Origin of the sequence: Pandoraea fibrosis (assembly GCF_000807775.2) — a bacterium.
Classification (GTDB): domain Bacteria; phylum Pseudomonadota; class Gammaproteobacteria; order Burkholderiales; family Burkholderiaceae; genus Pandoraea; species Pandoraea fibrosis.
In genome coordinates this window covers 3966639-3984140 of the sequence record NZ_CP047385.1, presented here as the reverse complement: position 1 = coordinate 3984140, position 17502 = coordinate 3966639, and the positions used below count along the sequence as shown (strand labels likewise).

Here is a 17502-nt window from a genome sequence, read left to right as displayed (position 1 = left end):
GATCACGGCGGTGGCCGTAGCTCAGTTGGTAGAGTCCTGGATTGTGATTCCAGTCGTCGTGGGTTCGAGTCCCATCGGTCACCCCAAAATTCCCTTGTTTTTCCCAGCAGTCATCACTTCGGTTGTTACCGAAATCCCCGAGTTGTCAATTTGCCCGCTTCGTCGGTGACGCATACTTCGCGCGTTTGCAGTCGTGATGACGCATCGTCGTGCCCGAGTCTGTGCGCGCGACAAAGTCGAAAACGTCGGCTTTCCGGTGTTTGCATATTTCCGTCATCGCGATGGGTTGGCCGTCATTCAGCGTGAAGCGCCAAGTGCCCGGAGACCGGATATGCCGCTCGTTTCTTCAGGTCCAAGGATTATTCGAAAGCGAAGGAGATCGGTATGTATGCAGTGGACTACGAAGGCCATGCAATCAGTGTGTTGGTTGAGCTGGCGAACAAGATCAAGCATCCCAATGGATTTGATGTCTCGATCGTCATCAAGGCAGATGGCGAAGTGGTAGACCGCTTGCGTCGCACCGTGGACTACGAGGCACCGCAGGCGTCGGCTGTGGCGCTCGATTGGGGACTGCAATTGGCCCGCCATCGCATCGATACGGGGAATTGGGACTAGCCTCACGCCCGCATTAATTTAGCGACGGGCTGGTTCCTGCGGCAGCAGAAGAAAAATCTATCGCTGTGTCAGGGATGGTTTGACGGCTACAGGTGCGTGTTGCGCGGCAATTGATACGGTTGGGTGGGGACTTCCGGGAATGTTCAAATCTTGTGCAAATGGCGCTTTACCACTTCGCCCGCTTTAGCGCGTTGCTTTGCATATTGCTCGGCCTTCGATGTCCAACTCTCGATTTCGGCGCAATAACCTTGGTGACTTTCGCGCAACGCGGCGATTTCAATGCGGGTCAGTGTTGTGTCTGAGTCAATGAGGTCGCGCACCGCACCGCGTTGCATGCTTCAAGCATTTTCGCTGTCAGATGAATACTGTGTTCGGGGGGGGGACAAACATCTTAACCACAATCGCTTGGATGCCTTCTCTAATCGTTGACCGGATGTGATTCTCTCATCCGCATTGGTGGCAACGCCAAGCAGATTTAAGCCAACTTTGACTTCGTCTTCGTACATGTAGCGTTCTGGCATGTGTTGATTATCCGGGGCGATTGGCTGCCTGCGGGTGCGACGCCTGATGCGGAGAATTCGTAGCATTGGCAGTATTGGCCGCTTGGCGAAGTTTGGGGGCGGTCACCTCGGCGCTTTTGGCCGCATCTACGAATTTCTCGGCGATTGAAAGATCTGCAGAGAATGTGAGCGATCCCCATGCAGCCCAAAAGGACATGGCACATAACACGGAGAGCGCGAATACCGATTGCCATCCACTTCTCTCAAAGTCGAGCGTTGACCATGGGAGAAACGCAGCCAGGCAAAGGAAGCAATATACGGCGAAGAAAGATGCTTTCCAAATGCGGCGTTTTGTCTGCGTTGAGTACAGATTGCGAAAGGCGAAGTGCCCCTCGGATTCATTGAAAATGACGAACGGACGAGCGGTTGGCAGAAATGTGAACGCCGTAAGTTGCCGCTTTGCGCCTAGGAGGCAGACGATCTCCAAGTAATCGATCCTGCCCGAGAAGAAAATTCGGAATTGCTGTTCGACAACGAGGCGATCGCGGTGTCTGATGTCAAACGCAAGGAATGCGCTCAATTGATCGAGCTTCTGTTGATCCCTCGTCTTGCGCTTCACCTTGGGCTCGCGACTGTACCTACGCCAAGCGATTGCGGCGGTGGAGATCACCGGGATAATTTTAGTTGCGGCGTCAAAAATCAGAGTGAGGGTGATTGACATGTCGTTGGCAACAATTTGGCACATTTATATTACGGAAAGATCGGGCGCTTCTTTAGTGTCCGCGGTGGGGCCAACCGCCCCACCACAAAGTTTGATCTACATCTAATTCCCCGCTCGACACGCGCCGCCGGCAGGGGCCGGGGCGCTCATAATGAACTCGTCATGTTTTCATGACCCTGTCTTCCCGGGACGCCATGGTGCCCCATGCGACCCGGTTTCGAGACCCACCCCTCAGGTGGGTCTTTTTTCATCCACTTTCTTCTCCGCTTATCTCCTCGTGCCCGCTATTCCGGGCGTGACGTCCCGATGTCACCGATGGAATTCGAACGTGCTACGATTTTTCAGCGCGTTGGGTATTTTTTCGACTTTCAGGACACAGCGGAGGCGGCAATGAGTTCCTTCCTGCACGGCGGCATCGGACTCGGGAATGGCGGCGAGTTCGTGCGCTTTTACGTCAACGTCGACGGAAACGTTTTCAACTGTCAGATCGGACGAGCCGCGCTCAATCGTCTCGCAAAGGCCGACGCCAGCGGCGAAGCCCTGTTCGATCAGTTCATGGATGCCGAAGACGAGATCGTCGACCTTGCCGCGAAGGCGATTGCCAGTGGGGTGCGCACCGACCCCATCGTCGTCGACGTGCCCTGACGCCGCCTGATTCGCCTGATTCGTCTGATTCGCCGATCGAACCGAACCCGTCCCATCGCGACGAGCCCACGCTAACCGCATTCGCCGCGACGTTTCCTGCATCTCGCCAACCGGAGTCTGTCATGAGCTACGCATCGCATGAGCAGGTCTACGAATACCACGCGGGTTATCAAATTCGCGTGCGCGCCTTTCAGAACGAGTACGCCGGGCCGTGGGACTATCTGGTGCAGGTCATGCGGCACGGCAAGCCGGAAGGGCCAGAGGTGCGATCTCCCGACGGACATCGCGACAATCGGGTCGACGCCGAGATGGCTGGGCGTAAGGCCGGAGAGCGAATCGTCGACGAGTTGTTCGGCGACGATTCGTAGGACTGACGAAGTCTCTGGTCGGTCGCGAGCCGACCGCCAGCGACCGTCGACGATGGGGTAGCCTCAACGCGGCGCCATCGCCACACTCGTGCGTCGCCATTGACCTTCTGCCGACACCGACGCGAGTCCGTCCTCGGCCAGTTTCTCCAGATGCGCTTGCAACGAGCGCCGCGCGACGGCATGACGCGCCGCAGGCACGTCGGCGTACACCACTGGCGTGAGCGTTTCGATCGTCGCGGGCCCTAGCCGAGCGAGCGCATCGAGCGTCCGGGATTCGCGCGCCAGCCGATGATTCACGAGCCGCGCGATTCTCCGGGCCGGCTGGTCCATCACGAACCCGTGCCCCGGGGCAAGCCATTCTGGGGCAAGCGCAGCCAGCTTCTCGAGCGACGCCAGATAGGTCGCCATATGCCCGTCAGGCGGATTGATGACGACCGTCGACCCTTGCATGACGTGATCGCCAGTGAAGACCAGCTTTGCGTCGGGCAATGCATAGCAAAAGTGATTGGCCGCATGTCCCGGTGTATGAATCGCGCGTAGTTGACGGCCGTCAGGCAACGTCACGGCGTCGCCGTCTCCGAGCGTCACATCGGGCGCAAACACCGTGTCTTGTCCTTCGTGATGACGTGCAGGCATGCCATATGTCGTTGCCCCCGTCTTCTCTTTCAGCAGGCGTGCACCGGGCGAATGATCGCGATGTGTATGCGTGACGAAAATCTGCCGGATGGGGCCGGGGGCGGCGTGCAGAATGGCGTCGATGTGCGCGGGATCGTCGGGCCCCGGATCGATCACGGCCCATGCATTCCCGGGCCCACCGCCCACGAGATAGGTGTTCGTGCCGGGCCCGGTCATCATGCCCGGATTCGGCGCGGCGAGTCGCAGCAGGCCGGGCATCAGCGTGACGACCCGTCCCGGCACGATCTCGTAGCTTCCCGTGCCTTGCTCGTTCGCATCGATCAGCGTCAGTTCGGCCCACGACGGCTCGTCAGGCGTGACCGGCCAGCGACCGCGTTTCCCATTGGCCAGACGCGGCTGAATGCGCGGTATGTCCTCCAGCGCCTGCGCGGCTGCCATGGCTCGCTGCACCGTTTCCATGCCGTCCAGCCACTGCAACAGCTTGCGGGTAGGCGGCAGCAGACGAAGTTGATCGGCATGGGCGAGCGCGTATTGCGGACGCATCCATCGGTGTGCTGCCGTCTCGATCTGATCGACTTCGACTTGCTGGCCTTCGGGCAGCATCGCCAGAAAGAACCGCGTATCGAAACGCTTGGGCAGGGCCAGCGGCGTCACCCAATGGCTCAGATAGTGGAGCCGTTGTGGCGTGAGCCGTACCTCGAACGCATTGCACAGCGCAGCCATATCGATCTGTCCGTCGTGCAACGCCTCGCGTTTGCCGCGCATGGCGTTAAGGCGATGCGTATCAACGGACGCGCCCGTGCGATCGCTCGCGAACAGAACCCCGGTTTCCTCGAAGCATTCCCGTATGGCTGCCACGTAGTAATCGAGGCCACCCGCGGGCAATTGCAAGCGCTGACTGGCCGCCGCGTCATCGAGTTCAAGGCAGACGGCATGCCCCTGCCGGTCGCCCGTATCGACCACGCCACCGGGGAACACATAAGCATCGGAACCGAAATCGGTTGCGCGTATGGCGCGCCGCAACAGCAGCACTTCCATGCCGCTCGCCCGCTCGCGCAGCATGACAAGACTGGCGGCCATACGGAGGCTGGCGGGGATTGCGGGGGCTTCAGGGCGATCGGACATTGGGCGTTCGGACGCAAGCCGTGCTGACTCGGGAAGCGCCTAGTGTGCCACTGGAATGGGTTCGCCGCAGGCGGGGCTACCCCTGATCGGATCTCATGCCCGCGTGAATGCGATGCCTTATGCGGCGTCGTTCGCCGCATGCACCGACACCGTCATGGCCGGCTGCACGGCGCCGTACTGCGGTGCCGACATCCGTGTCGCAATTTCCTGTAGCCACTGCATCGTTGCCTCGGGTTGCGTGACGGGCAGCATGTGGCCGCCGTCCACGAGCGTCAGCCGCACACGCTCGCTGGCGAGCGGCATGGTCTCGCCTTGCAGGCGGTAATCGAGAATGCGGTCGCCGCGTCCATACAAGATATCGACGGGAACCGACAGGCCGGCATAGCGCGCGGCCAGTCCGGGCATGTCGCGTTCGGCGGCAAGGAGATCGACGCTGCCCGCTTCGAAGTTTCCCGGACGGAAGCCCAGGACGCCGCCGCCGCGAATGAGGAAGTCCTTCGGAGCCTCTTCGGGACCGAAGACATAGGTGAGGGTCGAGCGGCCCGTCATCATGCCGATGGGCACGGCCAGGGTGCGCCCAACCCAGCGGCGCCACCGGACGCTGCGAATGGCCAGCGCGCGAAACGCGGCGGGGACTTCGGATACCGGCTGCGTGAGCGGTGCGATCAACGCGAGCGCACCGACGCGGTGCGGGTGATCGAGTGACAGCGCCAGCGATACCGCGCCGCCCAGCGAATGGCCCACGACAAGCGGACGGTCAAGCGCGAGGGCGTCGATCAATCGAGCAACGGCATTTGCCTGCGAAGCAATGGCGCCATCGTGCTGGGCGGCACGCGTCGAGTAGCCGGACCCGGGCCGGTCGACGAGCACGACGCGATGTGTGCGCGCGAGCGCAGCCAGAGGCAGATAGGCGAAGTTGCGCAACTGGCCGCAGAGGCCGTGAATGAACACGACGGCCGGCCCGTGACCGAAATCGACGTAGTGCAAACGTTCGCCGTCGATATCGAGATATTGGCCGTCCGGCGGTACGGCTGCCTCGGCGCGACGTGCAACGCGACGCGTGAATCGCATCAACACGAACACCACGGCGGCAAACGCAATGACGAGGCAACCGAGTAGATAGGCAATGAGCATGATGTGGTGTGTATCCGCGGGCAATGTCGGTCAGTCCGCATCGTCACAATGCGGGGCGCGAGTCGGGCGATGCGACGACATTTTGCATGTCCTCGTGCGGGCGGGCTAACGCGTCGCCGACGCCACGGCACTCGGCGTATTCGACGCTTGCGCGGGCGCGTCCGTTCCCGGTGCGGCCGATTGCGTGGCGCGCCGCTCGAAATGCATGGCGCCATCGTCGACGCTGCCCCAGCGCATCAGTCGCAAGTCACGCAAATAGCTTTGATAAAACACCCACGGTTTTCGCCCACCTTGCTTCGGCAGCGCCCCGGCGGCGCGCTGAATGTAGCCTGACGTCAGGCCGATGGCGGGCATCTTCTCGAAGTGCTCGGCGTCGCGCAGGCGTGGCACACAAGTATCGGCGCCCTGCGCATTCATATGATTGATGAGACGGCAGACGTATTGCGCGATCAACTCGGCTTTGAGCGTCCACGACGCATTGGTGTAGCCAAAGACCGACGCCAGATTGGGCACGTCGCTGTACATCATGCCTTTGTAGGAGACCGAGTCGGAGAGCACCACCGGTTTGCCATCGACCAGCAGACGCGCGCCGCCCATCAACTGCACGCGTAGCCCGGTGGCCGTCACCACGATGTCGGCGTCGAGCGTCTTGCCACTCTTGAGGGCAAGGCCATTCGCGGTAAAGGACGCAATCTCGTCGGTCACGATGGCGGCCCGCCCACCGCGCAACGCCTTGAAGATGTCGCCGCTGGGCGCCAGGCAAAGCCGTTGGTCCCACGGGTTGTAGCGAGGCGTGAGATCGCGCTCGACGTCGACATGCCCCGGCGCCTGTCGCGCCGCACGACGAATCAATACGCGACGAATGGCGTGCGGCCAGCGTCGCGCGGCATTGTAGAACCCGAGCGTGATGAGCACGTTCTTCGCGCGCACTATGCGGTGCGCCATGCCCGCCGGCAACCATCGGCGCAATCGTTCGGCCACGCCGTCACGCCCCGGCATCGACAGTATGTAGCTTGGCGAGCGTTGCAGCATGGTGACGTGAGCCGCCGTCGCGGCCAGGCTCGGCAGCAGTGTCACTGCCGTCGCGCCGCTGCCGATGACGACCACGCGCTTGTCGCGATAGTCCAGATCCTGAGGCCAATGCTGCGGATGGACGATGGTGCCGGTGAAGGTGTCCATGTCGGGCCAGGTCGGGGTATGTCCCGCGTCGTAGGCGTAGTAACCGCTGCACATGAAAAGGAACCGGCATGTGAGCGATTGCGTGTCGCGATGGCCGTCGGCGCGTGTGCGTTCGATGTCCAGCGTCCAGCGCGCGAGGCTCGAATCCCAGCGGCCTTCAGCCACTTTATGGCCGTACCGGATCAGACCGTCGAGCCCCTCGGCATGCGCGGTGTCCTTGAGGTAGTCGAGAATCTTGCCGCCGTCGGCGATGGCCTGATCGCTGGCCCACGGCCGGAAGCTGAAGCCGAGCGTGAACATGTCGGAATCGGAGCGCACGCCGGGGTAGCGGAAAAGATCCCAGGTGCCGCCAAGCGATTGACGCGCTTCGAGCATCGCGAACCGTGTGCCGGGACAACGCTCGCGCAGGTAGTGCGCGGCAGCAATGCCGGAGAGTCCGGCGCCGACGATGATGACGTCGAGATCGGTGGCGACACCGGCGATGTCGGTAGCTGGGGTGTTTGCCGTCATGGCGAGGTCTCCGGCGATCGATTATTTGGTGGCCGCGGAGCGGGCCGCAGCGTCGCGCTCGTTCCGGGACGGCTTGTGCGCCATGGCGGTGCGCCGGTAGAGCCAGACCACCATTGCCTGATAGCGCGCGCCGAGCAGGCGGGCCAGCTTGTCGATGCGACGGGCATCGGACCCGACGAGTACGCGTCGGGCATTGCGCTCGACGCCCGCGAGGATCTGCCGTGCGGCGGCGTCGGCGCTCGTGACGTCGATGAGTTTGTTGGCGCGCCGGCGGTGCGTTTGGGCGTCCAGGCCGGTGAGCGTGCCGATGCTCTCGTCGATACGCGAGGTCTGCACGATATTGGTCGCCACACCACCCGGATGCACACAGGTACACGAGACGGGCGCATGTGCCAGGTCGAGTTCCATGCGCAGCGCTTCGGTGAAGCCACGCACGGCGAACTTGCTGGCGTTATAGGCCGATTGGGTCGGCATGGCGATGATGCCGAACAGGCTCGACGTGTTGACGATATGGCCCTCGCCGGACGCCGTCAGGTAGGGCAGAAACGCCTGTGTGCCGTGCACGACACCCCAGAAGTTGATGTCCATCAGCCATCGGATATCGTCCTCGCGCATGGTCGCCACCGGCACCGACAGCGAGACCCCCGCGTTATTGAAGACGAGATTCACTTTGCCGTGGGCGGCGACCGTCTCGCGGGCCCAGGCGAAAATGGCGTCACGATCGGCGACGTCGAGTCGTTGCGCGGTGACGCGAACGCCCAACGCGCGACAGGCGGTCGCGGTGTTCGCCACGCTGCTCTCATCGATATCCGATAACGCGAGATGCGTCCCGCGGCGCGCCAGCTCGAGTGCCAGAGCCCGCCCCATGCCCGATCCTGCACCGGTGATGGCGGCCACCTTGTCCGTGAACGTCTTCATTGCGCTGTCTCCGAGATTCGCCGCGTCAATACGCCGTGGATGGCAGGAATCGCGTGGCCTATAATTTGGTGATGCGTGTCACCACTTTAGTTTTCCGCCCGGGTGTTGTCAAATAGCGAAATGGAACAAGGACTCGAATCGATGGATGCCGCGTCGACGGCATCGCCCTCGGGCGGCGCTGACGCGTCTGCGTCGTCTCTGCCGGGCGCGTTACCGACGCCGGGCGGGCGGCGCTATGGCGGGGTGGGGCAGGCTCAGCGGGAGCAGGCGCGTCGCGCCGCGCTGATCGACGCTGCGACCGAGGTCTTCGGCACGGTGGGATTCCGCCGGGCGACGGTGCGCTCGGTGTGTCGTCTGGCCAGGCTCAACGATCGGTACTTCTACGCGGCGTTCGAGAACATGGAGCATTTGCTGCGGGCGACCTATGCGCATCATGCGCAGACCTTGCTTGACCAGTTGCACGCCGCCATTGAGTCAAGCGGGCCGGCGCTCGACGCACGACTCGACGCCGGTTTGCACAGCTTCTTCGCGTTTTTGCGTCACCCGCATGCGGCGCGCGTCCTGCTGCTCGAAGTGATGGGCGTGAGCCCCGAGACCGATCAGACCTATCACCGCTACATCTCGGAATTCGCGAAGCTGATTCTGCGCATGGCCAACACGCCGCCGCCGGCCGGTGACGAGGCACAAGCGCAGGCGAGAATCGTCGGCGTGGCGCTGGTGGGCGCGATGACCAACGCGGGCACCGCCTGGGTGCTGACGGACTATCAGGACAGCGAGGCATGCATGGTGGCGAGTTGCCGCCGCGTGCTGCGAGGCGCGTTGATTTGATATGGCGCGACGGCGCGGTGACGGTCATGATCGCTACAATACGGCTTTCGCGTGCGATGCCAGGTCGCGTCGACGCTTCTGATTTCTCACTCTCCAAAGGTCGAAAATGACCACTATCGGAACACCGCTGTCGCCGAGCGCGACGAAGGTCATGTTGTTGGGCTCGGGCGAACTCGGCCGTGAAGTGCTGATTGCCTTGCAGCGTCTGGGCGTCGAAACGATTGCCGTGGATCGCTACGAGAACGCGCCGGGGCAGCAGGTAGCTCACCACGCCCGCACCATCGCGATGACCGATCCCGAGCAACTCAAGGCTCTGATCGAGGCCGAGAAGCCGGATCTCGTCGTGCCCGAAATCGAAGCCATTGCCACACCGATGCTCGAAGCGCTTGAAGCGGATGGTGTGGTGCGCGTGATCCCGACCGCGCGTGCTGCGCGTCTGACGATGGATCGCGAAGGCATACGCCGCCTGGCGGCCGAAACGCTGGGGCTGCCCACGAGTCCGTATCAGTTCTGCGACTCGCTCGAGCAGTTGCAGGCCGCGATCGACGGTGGCATTGGCTATCCGTGCATCGTCAAGCCGGTGATGAGCAGTTCGGGCAAGGGGCAGAGCAAGATCGACGGGCCGGCCGATGTGAAGGCGGCATGGGACTACGCGATGGCTGGTGGCCGCGTGAGCCACGGCCGCATCATCGTCGAAGGCTTCATCGACTTCGACTACGAAATCACGCTGCTGACCGTGCGCGCGCGTGGCACCGACGCGCAGGTCGAAACGCACTTCTGTGCGCCTATCGGTCACAAGCAGGTGAGCGGCGATTATGTCGAGAGCTGGCAGCCGCATCCGATGTCGTCGGTGGCGCTCGAGCGTGCTCGTCTGATCGCACGTGACGTGACCAACAATCTGGGCGGACAGGGCCTCTTCGGCGTCGAGTTGTTTGTGAAGGGCGACGAGGTGTGGTTCAGCGAAGTCAGCCCGCGTCCGCACGATACGGGCATGGTCACCATGATCACGCAGTGGCAGAACGAGTTCGAACTGCATGCGCGCGCGATTCTCGGTCTGCCGGTGAACACCACGCTGAAGACGCCGGGCGCGAGCGCGGTCATATACGGCGGCGTGGACGCGACGGGTATCGTGTTCGACGATGTGGACCGGGCGTTGCAAGTGCCGCAGACCGACATCCGTCTGTTCGGTAAGCCGGAGAGCTTCGTGAAGCGCCGCATGGGCGTTGCACTCGCGTATCACGACGATCTGGATGTCGCACGTAGCAATGCCGTCGAGGCCGCAAGCCGTGTGAAGCCGCGCGCGGTGTAAGTCAGCGGGACTGCGGCGGATCTTCGACGGCACATGAGGCGCTGACGAACTGACGCAGTGAGCGGGCGTGGTGGGCTTCGGTTCACGACGCCCGCTTTTTTATTTTTGTGGTTGCGAAGCGTCATCATTAAGTTGTATTGTGCAACTATATTGTCGTGCTGGATGACGCATCGCACCGAAAGCCAAAGGGAGAGTCTGCACAGTGAGTCCCGATCCGTCGTTGGTTGACGCCATTCGCGCCGTATCGCGTGAAATGGTTCGAGAGTTGGGTTTCATGGGCGGTGATTTTGCGGGCACCGATCTGTCGCCGTCGGCGGTCCATGCGCTGATCGAGATCGAGCGCGGGGGTGTCACGGCGCGTGAGCTTGGTGCGCGGCTTCGCCTCGAGAAGTCGAGCGTTAGTCGCATGCTGCGCAAGCTGGTGCTGTCTGGCGACATCGGGGAAGCGATCTCGGAGCACGACGCGCGCGTGAAGGTTCTGTTCTTGACCCCGGCCGGCAAAAAGCGCGTTACGGCGATTCACGCGTTTGCGCGTGCGCAAGTGATCGATGCGCTGGGGCGGCTGACGCGCGGTCAGGATCGCATCGTGCTGGAAGGCATGCGGCTCTATGCCGACGCATTGAAGCAACGTTGACGACGGCGTGCGCGCGGCGGGGTGTTTGGCGCAAGCGTGGAACGCGTTGCAACGACTCCCCGGGCACGTTCCCGGCGCAATGTCTTGTGAGGTCACGACCATGAACGATTCCCCGTCTCTCATCGAGCTTGCCGGCCCGGTGCCTGTCGACGCGCCTGCCCGTCGTCTCGATGACCGCGTGTGTCTCGTGATGGGCGGTACCAGCGGTATTGGCCGCGCCACGGCCTTGCGCATGGCGCAGGAGGGAGCGCGTGCGGTGATCGTTACCGGACGTCGTCAGGCGCTCGGCGACGCGCTCGCCGATGACATCCGGCAGTTGGGCGCCCAGAGCTTGTTCGTGGCGGCCGATCTGACATGCGAGGCGGATATCGTCAACACGATCGCGCAGACGATGACGCGCTTCGGCCGGCTCGATGCCGTGTTCAACAACGCCGGTTTTCAAGAGCCGCGAGCGCGTTTGGCGGATCAGACGGATGCGGTCTATTCGCAGGTGTTCGATACCAACGTTCGCGCAGTCTTTCACGCGATGCGTCATGAGATTCCGGCGCTGCTTGCCTCCGGCGGGGGCACCCTCGTGAACAACACGAGCGTGAGCGGCGTGCGCAATCCCAATGCCGGGCTCTCGCTCTACGGCGCCTCCAAGGCGGCGCTCAATTCGCTCACGCGCGCTGCGGCAATGGAGTATGCCCCTGCGGGGATTCGTATCAATGCCGTCGCGCCGGGACGCGTGGTGACCGCCATGATGCTCGCCTCCGGCATTGCGGACATGCGCAGCGTTGCGGCGGGCCTTCCTCTCAAGCGTATGGGACATCCCGAGGAGGTGGCCGCTGCCGTCGTGTGGCTGAGCTCAAGCGAGTCGAGCTACGTCGTTGGACACGTTCTGGCCACCGACGGCGGTTTTCTGGCGGGATGAATGGACATCGTGGCCGGGTGGCCGCAGCGCAAGTTCAAGGACTTTGCACGGTTATCATCTGCGCTCGGCCGTGCGGTGCCGCGAAATCCTGCAACGGGCCTTTGGGCACGATACCTGTCGGATTGATCGTGCGGTGGCTCTCGTAGTAGTGCCGTTTGATGTGCTCGAAGTTCACCGTGTCCGCGATGCCGGGCTGCTGATAGATGTCGCGCGTGTAGGCGGAAAGATTCGGATAGTCGGCAATGCGTCGCAGGTTGCACTTGAAATGGCCGACGTATACGGCATCGAAGCGAATCAGCGTGGTGAAGAGCCGGATGTCCGCTTCCGTCATGCGCTCGCCGCTCAGGAAGCGTCGCGTCGCCAGACGCGCCTCAAGCCTATCCAGCGTGTCGAAGAGCGGCGCGACGGCTTCCTCGTAAGCGGACTGCGTTGTGGCGAAGCCAGCTTTATAGACGCCGTTGTTCACGGTGTCGTAGATGCGGGCATTCAGCGCATCGATGTCTTCGCGCAGGGCGAGCGGGTAGTAATCCCCCGGCGTTGCGCCGAGCGCGTCGAAGGCGCTGTTGAGCATGCGCAGGATTTCCGAAGACTCGTTGCTGACGATGGTGCCGCGTTCCTTGTCCCACAACACGGGCACGGTAACGCGGCCGGTGAAGCGTTCGTTAGCCGCGAGATAGACGTCGCGAAGAAAGGGCGCGCCGTGCACCGGATCGCCGGTAACGCCCGGGCCGGGTTGGAACGTCCAGCCGTCGTCGAGCATCAGCCAGTTCACAACGGCCACCGGAATCATGTCCTGCAACCCTTTGAGCGCGCGCATGATGAGCGTGCGGTGCGCCCATGGGCAGGCATAGCTGACATACAGCAGGTAGCGATCACGCTGCGCGGCGAAGCCGCCTTCACCGCTGGGGCCGGGGGCGCCGTCGGGCGTGACCCAGTGGCGGAAGGTGGCGGGGCGTCGCTCGAAGCGCCCGCCAGTGGCGCGCGTGTCGTACCAATCGGTGTGCCATTCGCCGTCTACCAGTAAGCCCATTGCAACCTCCGGATCGAAACGTTCAGCATACCTGCAAAAACGAAAAAACCCCGCGTGAGCGGGGTTTTCAGTTCGGGCAGACCTTGCGGAACTGCCCGAGGCGCGTCGACCGCGTTAGCGATCAGCAGCGAAACATCTATCCCTTAGATGGGCTGGATGTTGCTGGCTTGGCGGCCCTTCGGTCCGTTCTTCACTTCGAAGCTGACCTTTTGGTTTTCTTGCAGCGACTTGAAACCCTTCGATTGGATTTCCGAGAAGTGAGCGAAGAGATCTTCACCACCTTCGTCCGGCGTAATAAAACCAAAACCCTTGGCGTCGTTAAACCACTTGACGGTACCAGTTGCCATTTCTTAAATCCTTAAAGTTTTCAAATGAGCGAGCGAGAAGCTCAGCGAGCGCATGACATTAAAGCTGATCAGGTACAACCGAGTTGACGCAGAGGGCGACATTAGATGACACAAGACTCGCCATACAACGTTCATGCACCCGTTTTTTTACGGGAAAGGTGGGAAGGTGTCAAGCAGGGAAACTTTAGATTGTTGATCCACGCCAGTTTCAAGCCACTTTTCGCTGCGTTGCGACATGCGTTCGGCTTTGCCGGGCGACCGGTCAGACCGACATCGCCATCTCACGGCCGAGGCCATCTCCTTTCGGGCTGCCAGACGTATCGCAGTGCCGGAATTTCAATGCCGGGCGATACCGCGATTGGATGAATGCCCTCCGCGCGACCGCCCAGCCGGTCATAAAACTGCCGCGCGCGCGTGTTGTGCGCGAGAACCCAGAGATAAAGCGCAGCCTGCGGATCGAGCGCGTTCGCCCAGACCTTCACCTGATAAAACAACGCGCGGCCAATGCCCTGGCCTTGCCACGCAGCGGCCACGTGAAGGTTATCGAGCAAGATGCCATCGGCGCCCGATAGCGCGCACACGAATCCGGCAAGTGGTTCGTTCCCGACCTCGGGACACGCTTTCCATATACGCAGTGCGGGATCGTCGATGCGCATCAGACGGTCTCGCCACAACGCAGCGTGTTCCTGTGCGAGATGATCGCGCACATGTTCTGTCGCCAGTCTATGTGCGTATGTCGATTGCCAACTGCGTGCATGTAGCTCGGCGATCAGCGTGGCGTCCTGCATCGTCGCGGGCAGAATGCGGATCGCCGTCATGCGCGTGTTCCCGTTATCCGGGAAGTGCTCTCGACGAAATGAGAGACGTGACGAGCCGGAGTGCCGCCGAAACAGGCGAACAAAAAAATAATGTCAGGCGGCGTGTGAGAAGGCTTGTCTTGTGGCGTGGACGCAACGCGAGCGCTGGCTTGCCGGGATGTCATGGACGTGTCACCGCGCTATGCGGTTTGAGCGAAAGGGGACGAAAGGGTGAGTCGCGTGGCTGCGCGTTGACACCCGTCGTTCACTATAGCGCGGTACACGACCTCAGGCGTGGGAATGCGAATGCCGTTGGCTGGCGACTGTCGGGCGAGCGCGGTGCGTCTTTTTGGGTGGCAACGTGTGATGCGTCTTCACGGCCTTCTTCTTGCCGTGCGCAGTCTTGTTCGCGTGCGATGGCTTGTGCGCGGACGTTTTCGAAGCCGATGTTGCCGACGTTCTGGACACGGCGGCATGGTGGCGATGCTTCGCGGACGAGGCATGCGCCTTGGCGTGATGACCGGAGGGGGTGTGGGCGGCGGAAGCGGCGAATGCCGCAGCCGGGAACATCGCGAACGTGGTCAGCGCGAGGGCGGCGCCGACGTTGCGCAGGGTGCGCGGGTAGAACATGGACAACAGGGTCTCCGTAGGTTTGAGTGCTGGCGCGTCCCTTGGGCAGGGGCGCGCGCCGCGTTGCCACCGGCCGATCGGGCCGGATCGCGCGACTGCCTTGTCACCGACAGTGCGTGCGAGCGGCCGCGATTGTAGGGCCGCCATATTGCGTTGTCGAGATGGCCGGCCGACCGTCCGCATGCCGCTCCGAGGCCCGGCTTGCCAATTTGGTGCGCTGCCACATGATCTACATATGGGCTAGGTATTTTCCCTAGCAACGCAAAAAGCTGCGCCACGACTCGATTTCGTGGCGGCAAAATTCAGTTCCGCTACCCTTCAATTTGAGAGGCAAGTGCCGTTAACGGCCTCATGACAGTCTCGTTGCAGACGTCATCATGACGGCCACCGTGGGTCTGGCGAACGCATTCGATGCATTCGTTGCGGCCCGGTACTTGTCCTTCGGCGCGCAGTGCAGGCGCGACGCCGGAGCGCCAAGGCACGATGCCGGGCAAGCACGCTAGGCGGCCGCGAAGTGCCGCGTGTCTTTCGAGACCTTACGTGGCAACCAACCAGGCACCGACGCTCGACTCCCTGCAATCGCTGCTGGCGACCGTCCAGCGCAATGAGCGTTCGCTAAAACGTTTTCAGGACATTGAGTTGGCGCTGATGGGTGCGCCCGACTTCGGTCAGTTTCTGGAAGTGATGCTCAACCGCCTGCGCCACGATTTCGATCTGTCGGGCGTGCGTCTGATGCTTGCCGAAGTCGACGACACGTTGCGCGATCTCATCGACACGGCCGAAGGGATCCGCGCGCTCGATGCCGGCCTGTGCATCGCGCAGGACAGCAATACCTTCGCGGCCGTATGTGGCGACGGCCAACTCTGGATCGGCGCCCCGCGCGAACGTCATGCGTCGCTCTTCGGACCGCGTCCCCCGGCAAGTGCCGTTGTCATGCCGCTCGCCCGCAATGGCCGCTACCTCGGGGTCATCGCATTGGGCAGTCGTGACGCGCGCCGCTTCTCGCCGGAAATGGCGACCGATTTTCTCGAGCGCTTCGGCGCGGTCGTCGCCGTGTGTCTCGAGAACATGTGGAATCGCGAACGCCTCAAACGTATCGGCCTGACCGACCCACTGACCGGGTTGTCGAATCGTCGCTATTTCGATCAGCGCCTGCGCGAAGAAGTGGTGCGAGGCGCGCGTTACGGTGCGCCGCTCGCATGTCTGCTGATCGACATCGATCATTTCAAGCGCGTCAACGACAGCCACGGTCATGCCACGGGGGACCGTGCCTTGCGTGCGGCAAGCGTATGTATGCGCGCGCAGTTGCGGGTGACGGATACGCTGGCGCGTTATGGCGGGGAAGAGTTCGCCGCGTTACTCGTGCAGACGGAACAGAACTGGGCGGGGACGGTGGCGGAGCGGGTGCGTCGGGCGGTGGCGCGGCTGGAAGTTCCCGATGACGCGGGTGTGCTCGTGCCGCTCACGATTTCCATTGGTCTGGCGAGTATCGACCCGCGCGATAGTGCCGATCCGGAAACGCTGCCGATGCGTTTGCTCGGCGCTGCCGATGCGGCGTTGTACACCGCGAAGCGTTCCGGCCGCGACCGTGTTGTCGTGGCGCCGTTGGCGGCGCTGCGCTGAGTGCGTCGCCGACGGGGATCGACCCATCACGCGGTAAGCGTCACGCGCCACCTCCCATCGCAGCGCCTCTCGCCGCATTCCACCGTATCGCTACCGCACGCTGAACCAGCCAATCAGTAGCGACACCGTCACCACCGAAAGCACCGTCGAAATCAGAATCGCGCGCGAGGCGACGGCGGCCTCACGTCCGTAGAGTTGCGCGAGCATGAACGGGCCCGTACCGATGGGCAGGGCCGAGAGCAGCAGCGCACTGTGCGCCCAGATCGCCGGGAGATCGAAAACGCGGAACGCGAGGAATGCGGTGACGGCTGGCTGAAATACGAGCTTGAGTCCTACGAGGCGTCCCACCGCGCGCGCAATTCGAGGCTCCCTGGCAGCGCCCGCACTTTGCGCGAGAAACATGCCGATCGCCACCAGCGCACACGGGCTGGCGGCGCCGCCAAGCAACGTCGTGAAATGCAGTACGGGGGCCGGCAAGGCAATGCCGACTGCCGCGAACGCCATGCCGATGAACGGTGAGACAACCAGCGGATTGCGCACCAGGGCACGCGCGACGAAGCCGGCTGTGCGTCGCCAGTTCGGGGTGGCTTGCAGATCCGTCTCGATGATGGCGATAGAGATGGCGAAGAGCACCGTCGCCGTGAGCAACATCGCCACGACGACGGCCGGTACGCTCGCCGGACCGAAGGCCACGAGGCACAGCGGCAATCCCATGAAGCCGGCGTTCGGATAGGCCGCGCCCATCCCTTCGATGCTGGCGTCGGTCAGACGTCCCCGCACCGTGCGATCGAGCATGAACGACAGCGCAAACGTCGCGGCCATGCCGCCGCCGAAGGCCCCCAGAAATCCCGGGTTGATCAACTCGGCCCAGGTGATCTGTGCCATCGACTGGAACAGCACGGCAGGCAGCGCGAGATAGACGACGAAGCGATTGAGGGCATCGAGCGCGGCGGCGCCCAGCCACGCACGACGCGCACAAAGATAGCCGACGAAAATCAGCCCGAAGACGGGCAGGGCGGCAGAGATGACGGCTTGCATGA

At 62.6% G+C, this 17502-nt stretch carries 19 protein-coding genes and 1 tRNA gene; 9 read left to right on the top strand and 11 right to left on the bottom strand.

All coding sequences use genetic code 11. From position 1 onward, the window contains the following. Window positions 1–10: 10 nt before the first annotated feature. Both PI93_RS17520 and PI93_RS17515 read left to right on the top strand, forming a co-directional pair. Window positions 11–86 (top strand) — tRNA-His (locus tag PI93_RS17520). Between the two features lie 298 nt (window positions 87–384). Further along, the gene (locus tag PI93_RS17515) at window positions 385–615 is read left to right on the top strand and encodes a hypothetical protein (protein WP_039371773.1); all 231 of its coding nucleotides are present in this window, start codon (window positions 385–387) and stop codon (window positions 613–615) included. A gap of 143 nt (window positions 616–758) precedes the next feature. Here the strand turns inward: PI93_RS17515 and PI93_RS17510 are convergent, their stop codons facing one another. Beyond that, window positions 759–950 (bottom strand): hypothetical protein, encoded by a 192-nt coding sequence (locus tag PI93_RS17510; RefSeq protein ID WP_039371777.1) that lies wholly within the window; start codon window positions 948–950, stop codon window positions 759–761. Window positions 951–1143: 193 nt separating this feature from the next. Further along, complete coding sequence (locus PI93_RS17505) at window positions 1144–1836, bottom strand: hypothetical protein (protein ID WP_144400342.1); 693 nt, start codon at window positions 1834–1836, stop codon at window positions 1144–1146. Window positions 1837–2226: 390 nt separating this feature from the next. Between PI93_RS17505 and PI93_RS17500 the strand changes: the two genes are divergently transcribed. Both PI93_RS17500 and PI93_RS17495 read left to right on the top strand, forming a co-directional pair. Continuing rightward, on the top strand, window positions 2227–2481 hold the full coding sequence (locus PI93_RS17500) for a DUF1488 family protein (RefSeq protein WP_158453276.1): 255 nt from the start codon (window positions 2227–2229) through the stop codon (window positions 2479–2481). A gap of 122 nt (window positions 2482–2603) precedes the next feature. After that, window positions 2604–2849: a hypothetical protein gene (locus tag PI93_RS17495; protein WP_039371785.1), complete on the top strand. Its 246-nt coding sequence runs from the start codon at window positions 2604–2606 to the stop codon at window positions 2847–2849. A 63-nt stretch (window positions 2850–2912) separates the two neighbouring features. Here PI93_RS17495 and PI93_RS17490 read toward each other — a convergent pair whose 3' ends face one another. The 4 genes from PI93_RS17490 to PI93_RS17475 form a co-directional block, all read right to left on the bottom strand. Further along, window positions 2913–4610 carry an MBL fold metallo-hydrolase gene (locus PI93_RS17490; RefSeq protein WP_039371788.1) on the bottom strand — a complete coding sequence of 566 codons (1698 nt, stop codon included), beginning with the start codon at window positions 4608–4610 and terminating at the stop codon, window positions 2913–2915. Between the two features lie 117 nt (window positions 4611–4727). Continuing rightward, window positions 4728–5744 (bottom strand): alpha/beta fold hydrolase, encoded by a 1017-nt coding sequence (locus PI93_RS17485; RefSeq protein ID WP_039371791.1) that lies wholly within the window; start codon window positions 5742–5744, stop codon window positions 4728–4730. 105 nt (window positions 5745–5849) lie between these two features. Continuing rightward, window positions 5850–7433: a flavin-containing monooxygenase gene (locus PI93_RS17480; protein WP_039371794.1), complete on the bottom strand. Its 1584-nt coding sequence runs from the start codon at window positions 7431–7433 to the stop codon at window positions 5850–5852. A 21-nt stretch (window positions 7434–7454) separates the two neighbouring features. After that, the gene (locus tag PI93_RS17475) at window positions 7455–8351 is read right to left on the bottom strand and encodes an SDR family NAD(P)-dependent oxidoreductase (RefSeq protein ID WP_039371797.1); all 897 of its coding nucleotides are present in this window, start codon (window positions 8349–8351) and stop codon (window positions 7455–7457) included. Window positions 8352–8471: 120 nt separating this feature from the next. On the opposite strand from PI93_RS17475, the gene PI93_RS17470 reads away from it, so the two are divergent. The 4 genes from PI93_RS17470 to PI93_RS17455 all read left to right on the top strand — a co-directional run bounded on the left by PI93_RS17470 (window position 8472) and on the right by PI93_RS17455 (window position 12035). Beyond that, complete coding sequence (locus PI93_RS17470) at window positions 8472–9179, top strand: TetR/AcrR family transcriptional regulator (RefSeq protein WP_080759244.1); 708 nt, start codon at window positions 8472–8474, stop codon at window positions 9177–9179. A 106-nt stretch (window positions 9180–9285) separates the two neighbouring features. Further along, window positions 9286–10488: a formate-dependent phosphoribosylglycinamide formyltransferase gene (gene purT / locus PI93_RS17465; RefSeq protein WP_039371800.1), complete on the top strand. Its 1203-nt coding sequence runs from the start codon at window positions 9286–9288 to the stop codon at window positions 10486–10488. Between the two features lie 202 nt (window positions 10489–10690). Continuing rightward, entirely contained in the window at window positions 10691–11122 is a 432-nt protein-coding gene (locus PI93_RS17460; protein WP_080759245.1) for a MarR family winged helix-turn-helix transcriptional regulator, read from the top strand. Between the two features lie 100 nt (window positions 11123–11222). Then, the gene (locus tag PI93_RS17455; RefSeq protein WP_039371803.1) at window positions 11223–12035 is read left to right on the top strand and encodes an SDR family NAD(P)-dependent oxidoreductase; all 813 of its coding nucleotides are present in this window, start codon (window positions 11223–11225) and stop codon (window positions 12033–12035) included. A 34-nt stretch (window positions 12036–12069) separates the two neighbouring features. Here the strand turns inward: PI93_RS17455 and PI93_RS17450 are convergent, their stop codons facing one another. The 4 genes from PI93_RS17450 to PI93_RS17435 all read right to left on the bottom strand — a co-directional run bounded on the left by PI93_RS17450 (window position 12070) and on the right by PI93_RS17435 (window position 14839). Then, window positions 12070–13065 carry a glutathione S-transferase family protein gene (locus PI93_RS17450; protein WP_039371808.1) on the bottom strand — a complete coding sequence of 332 codons (996 nt, stop codon included), beginning with the start codon at window positions 13063–13065 and terminating at the stop codon, window positions 12070–12072. Between the two features lie 143 nt (window positions 13066–13208). Then, window positions 13209–13412 (bottom strand): cold-shock protein, encoded by a 204-nt coding sequence (locus tag PI93_RS17445; RefSeq protein ID WP_039371811.1) that lies wholly within the window; start codon window positions 13410–13412, stop codon window positions 13209–13211. Window positions 13413–13693: 281 nt separating this feature from the next. Continuing rightward, window positions 13694–14230 (bottom strand): GNAT family N-acetyltransferase, encoded by a 537-nt coding sequence (locus tag PI93_RS17440; RefSeq protein WP_039371813.1) that lies wholly within the window; start codon window positions 14228–14230, stop codon window positions 13694–13696. A 267-nt stretch (window positions 14231–14497) separates the two neighbouring features. Next, the gene (locus tag PI93_RS17435; protein WP_039371816.1) at window positions 14498–14839 is read right to left on the bottom strand and encodes a hypothetical protein; all 342 of its coding nucleotides are present in this window, start codon (window positions 14837–14839) and stop codon (window positions 14498–14500) included. Window positions 14840–15379: 540 nt separating this feature from the next. Between PI93_RS17435 and PI93_RS17430 the strand changes: the two genes are divergently transcribed. Next, a complete protein-coding gene (locus PI93_RS17430; protein ID WP_039371819.1) occupies window positions 15380–16462 on the top strand; it encodes a GGDEF domain-containing protein in 1083 nt (360 codons plus the stop codon). A gap of 90 nt (window positions 16463–16552) precedes the next feature. Here the strand turns inward: PI93_RS17430 and PI93_RS17425 are convergent, their stop codons facing one another. Next, window positions 16553–17500 (bottom strand): AEC family transporter, encoded by a 948-nt coding sequence (locus tag PI93_RS17425; RefSeq protein WP_039371821.1) that lies wholly within the window; start codon window positions 17498–17500, stop codon window positions 16553–16555. Window positions 17501–17502 lie beyond the last annotated feature (2 nt).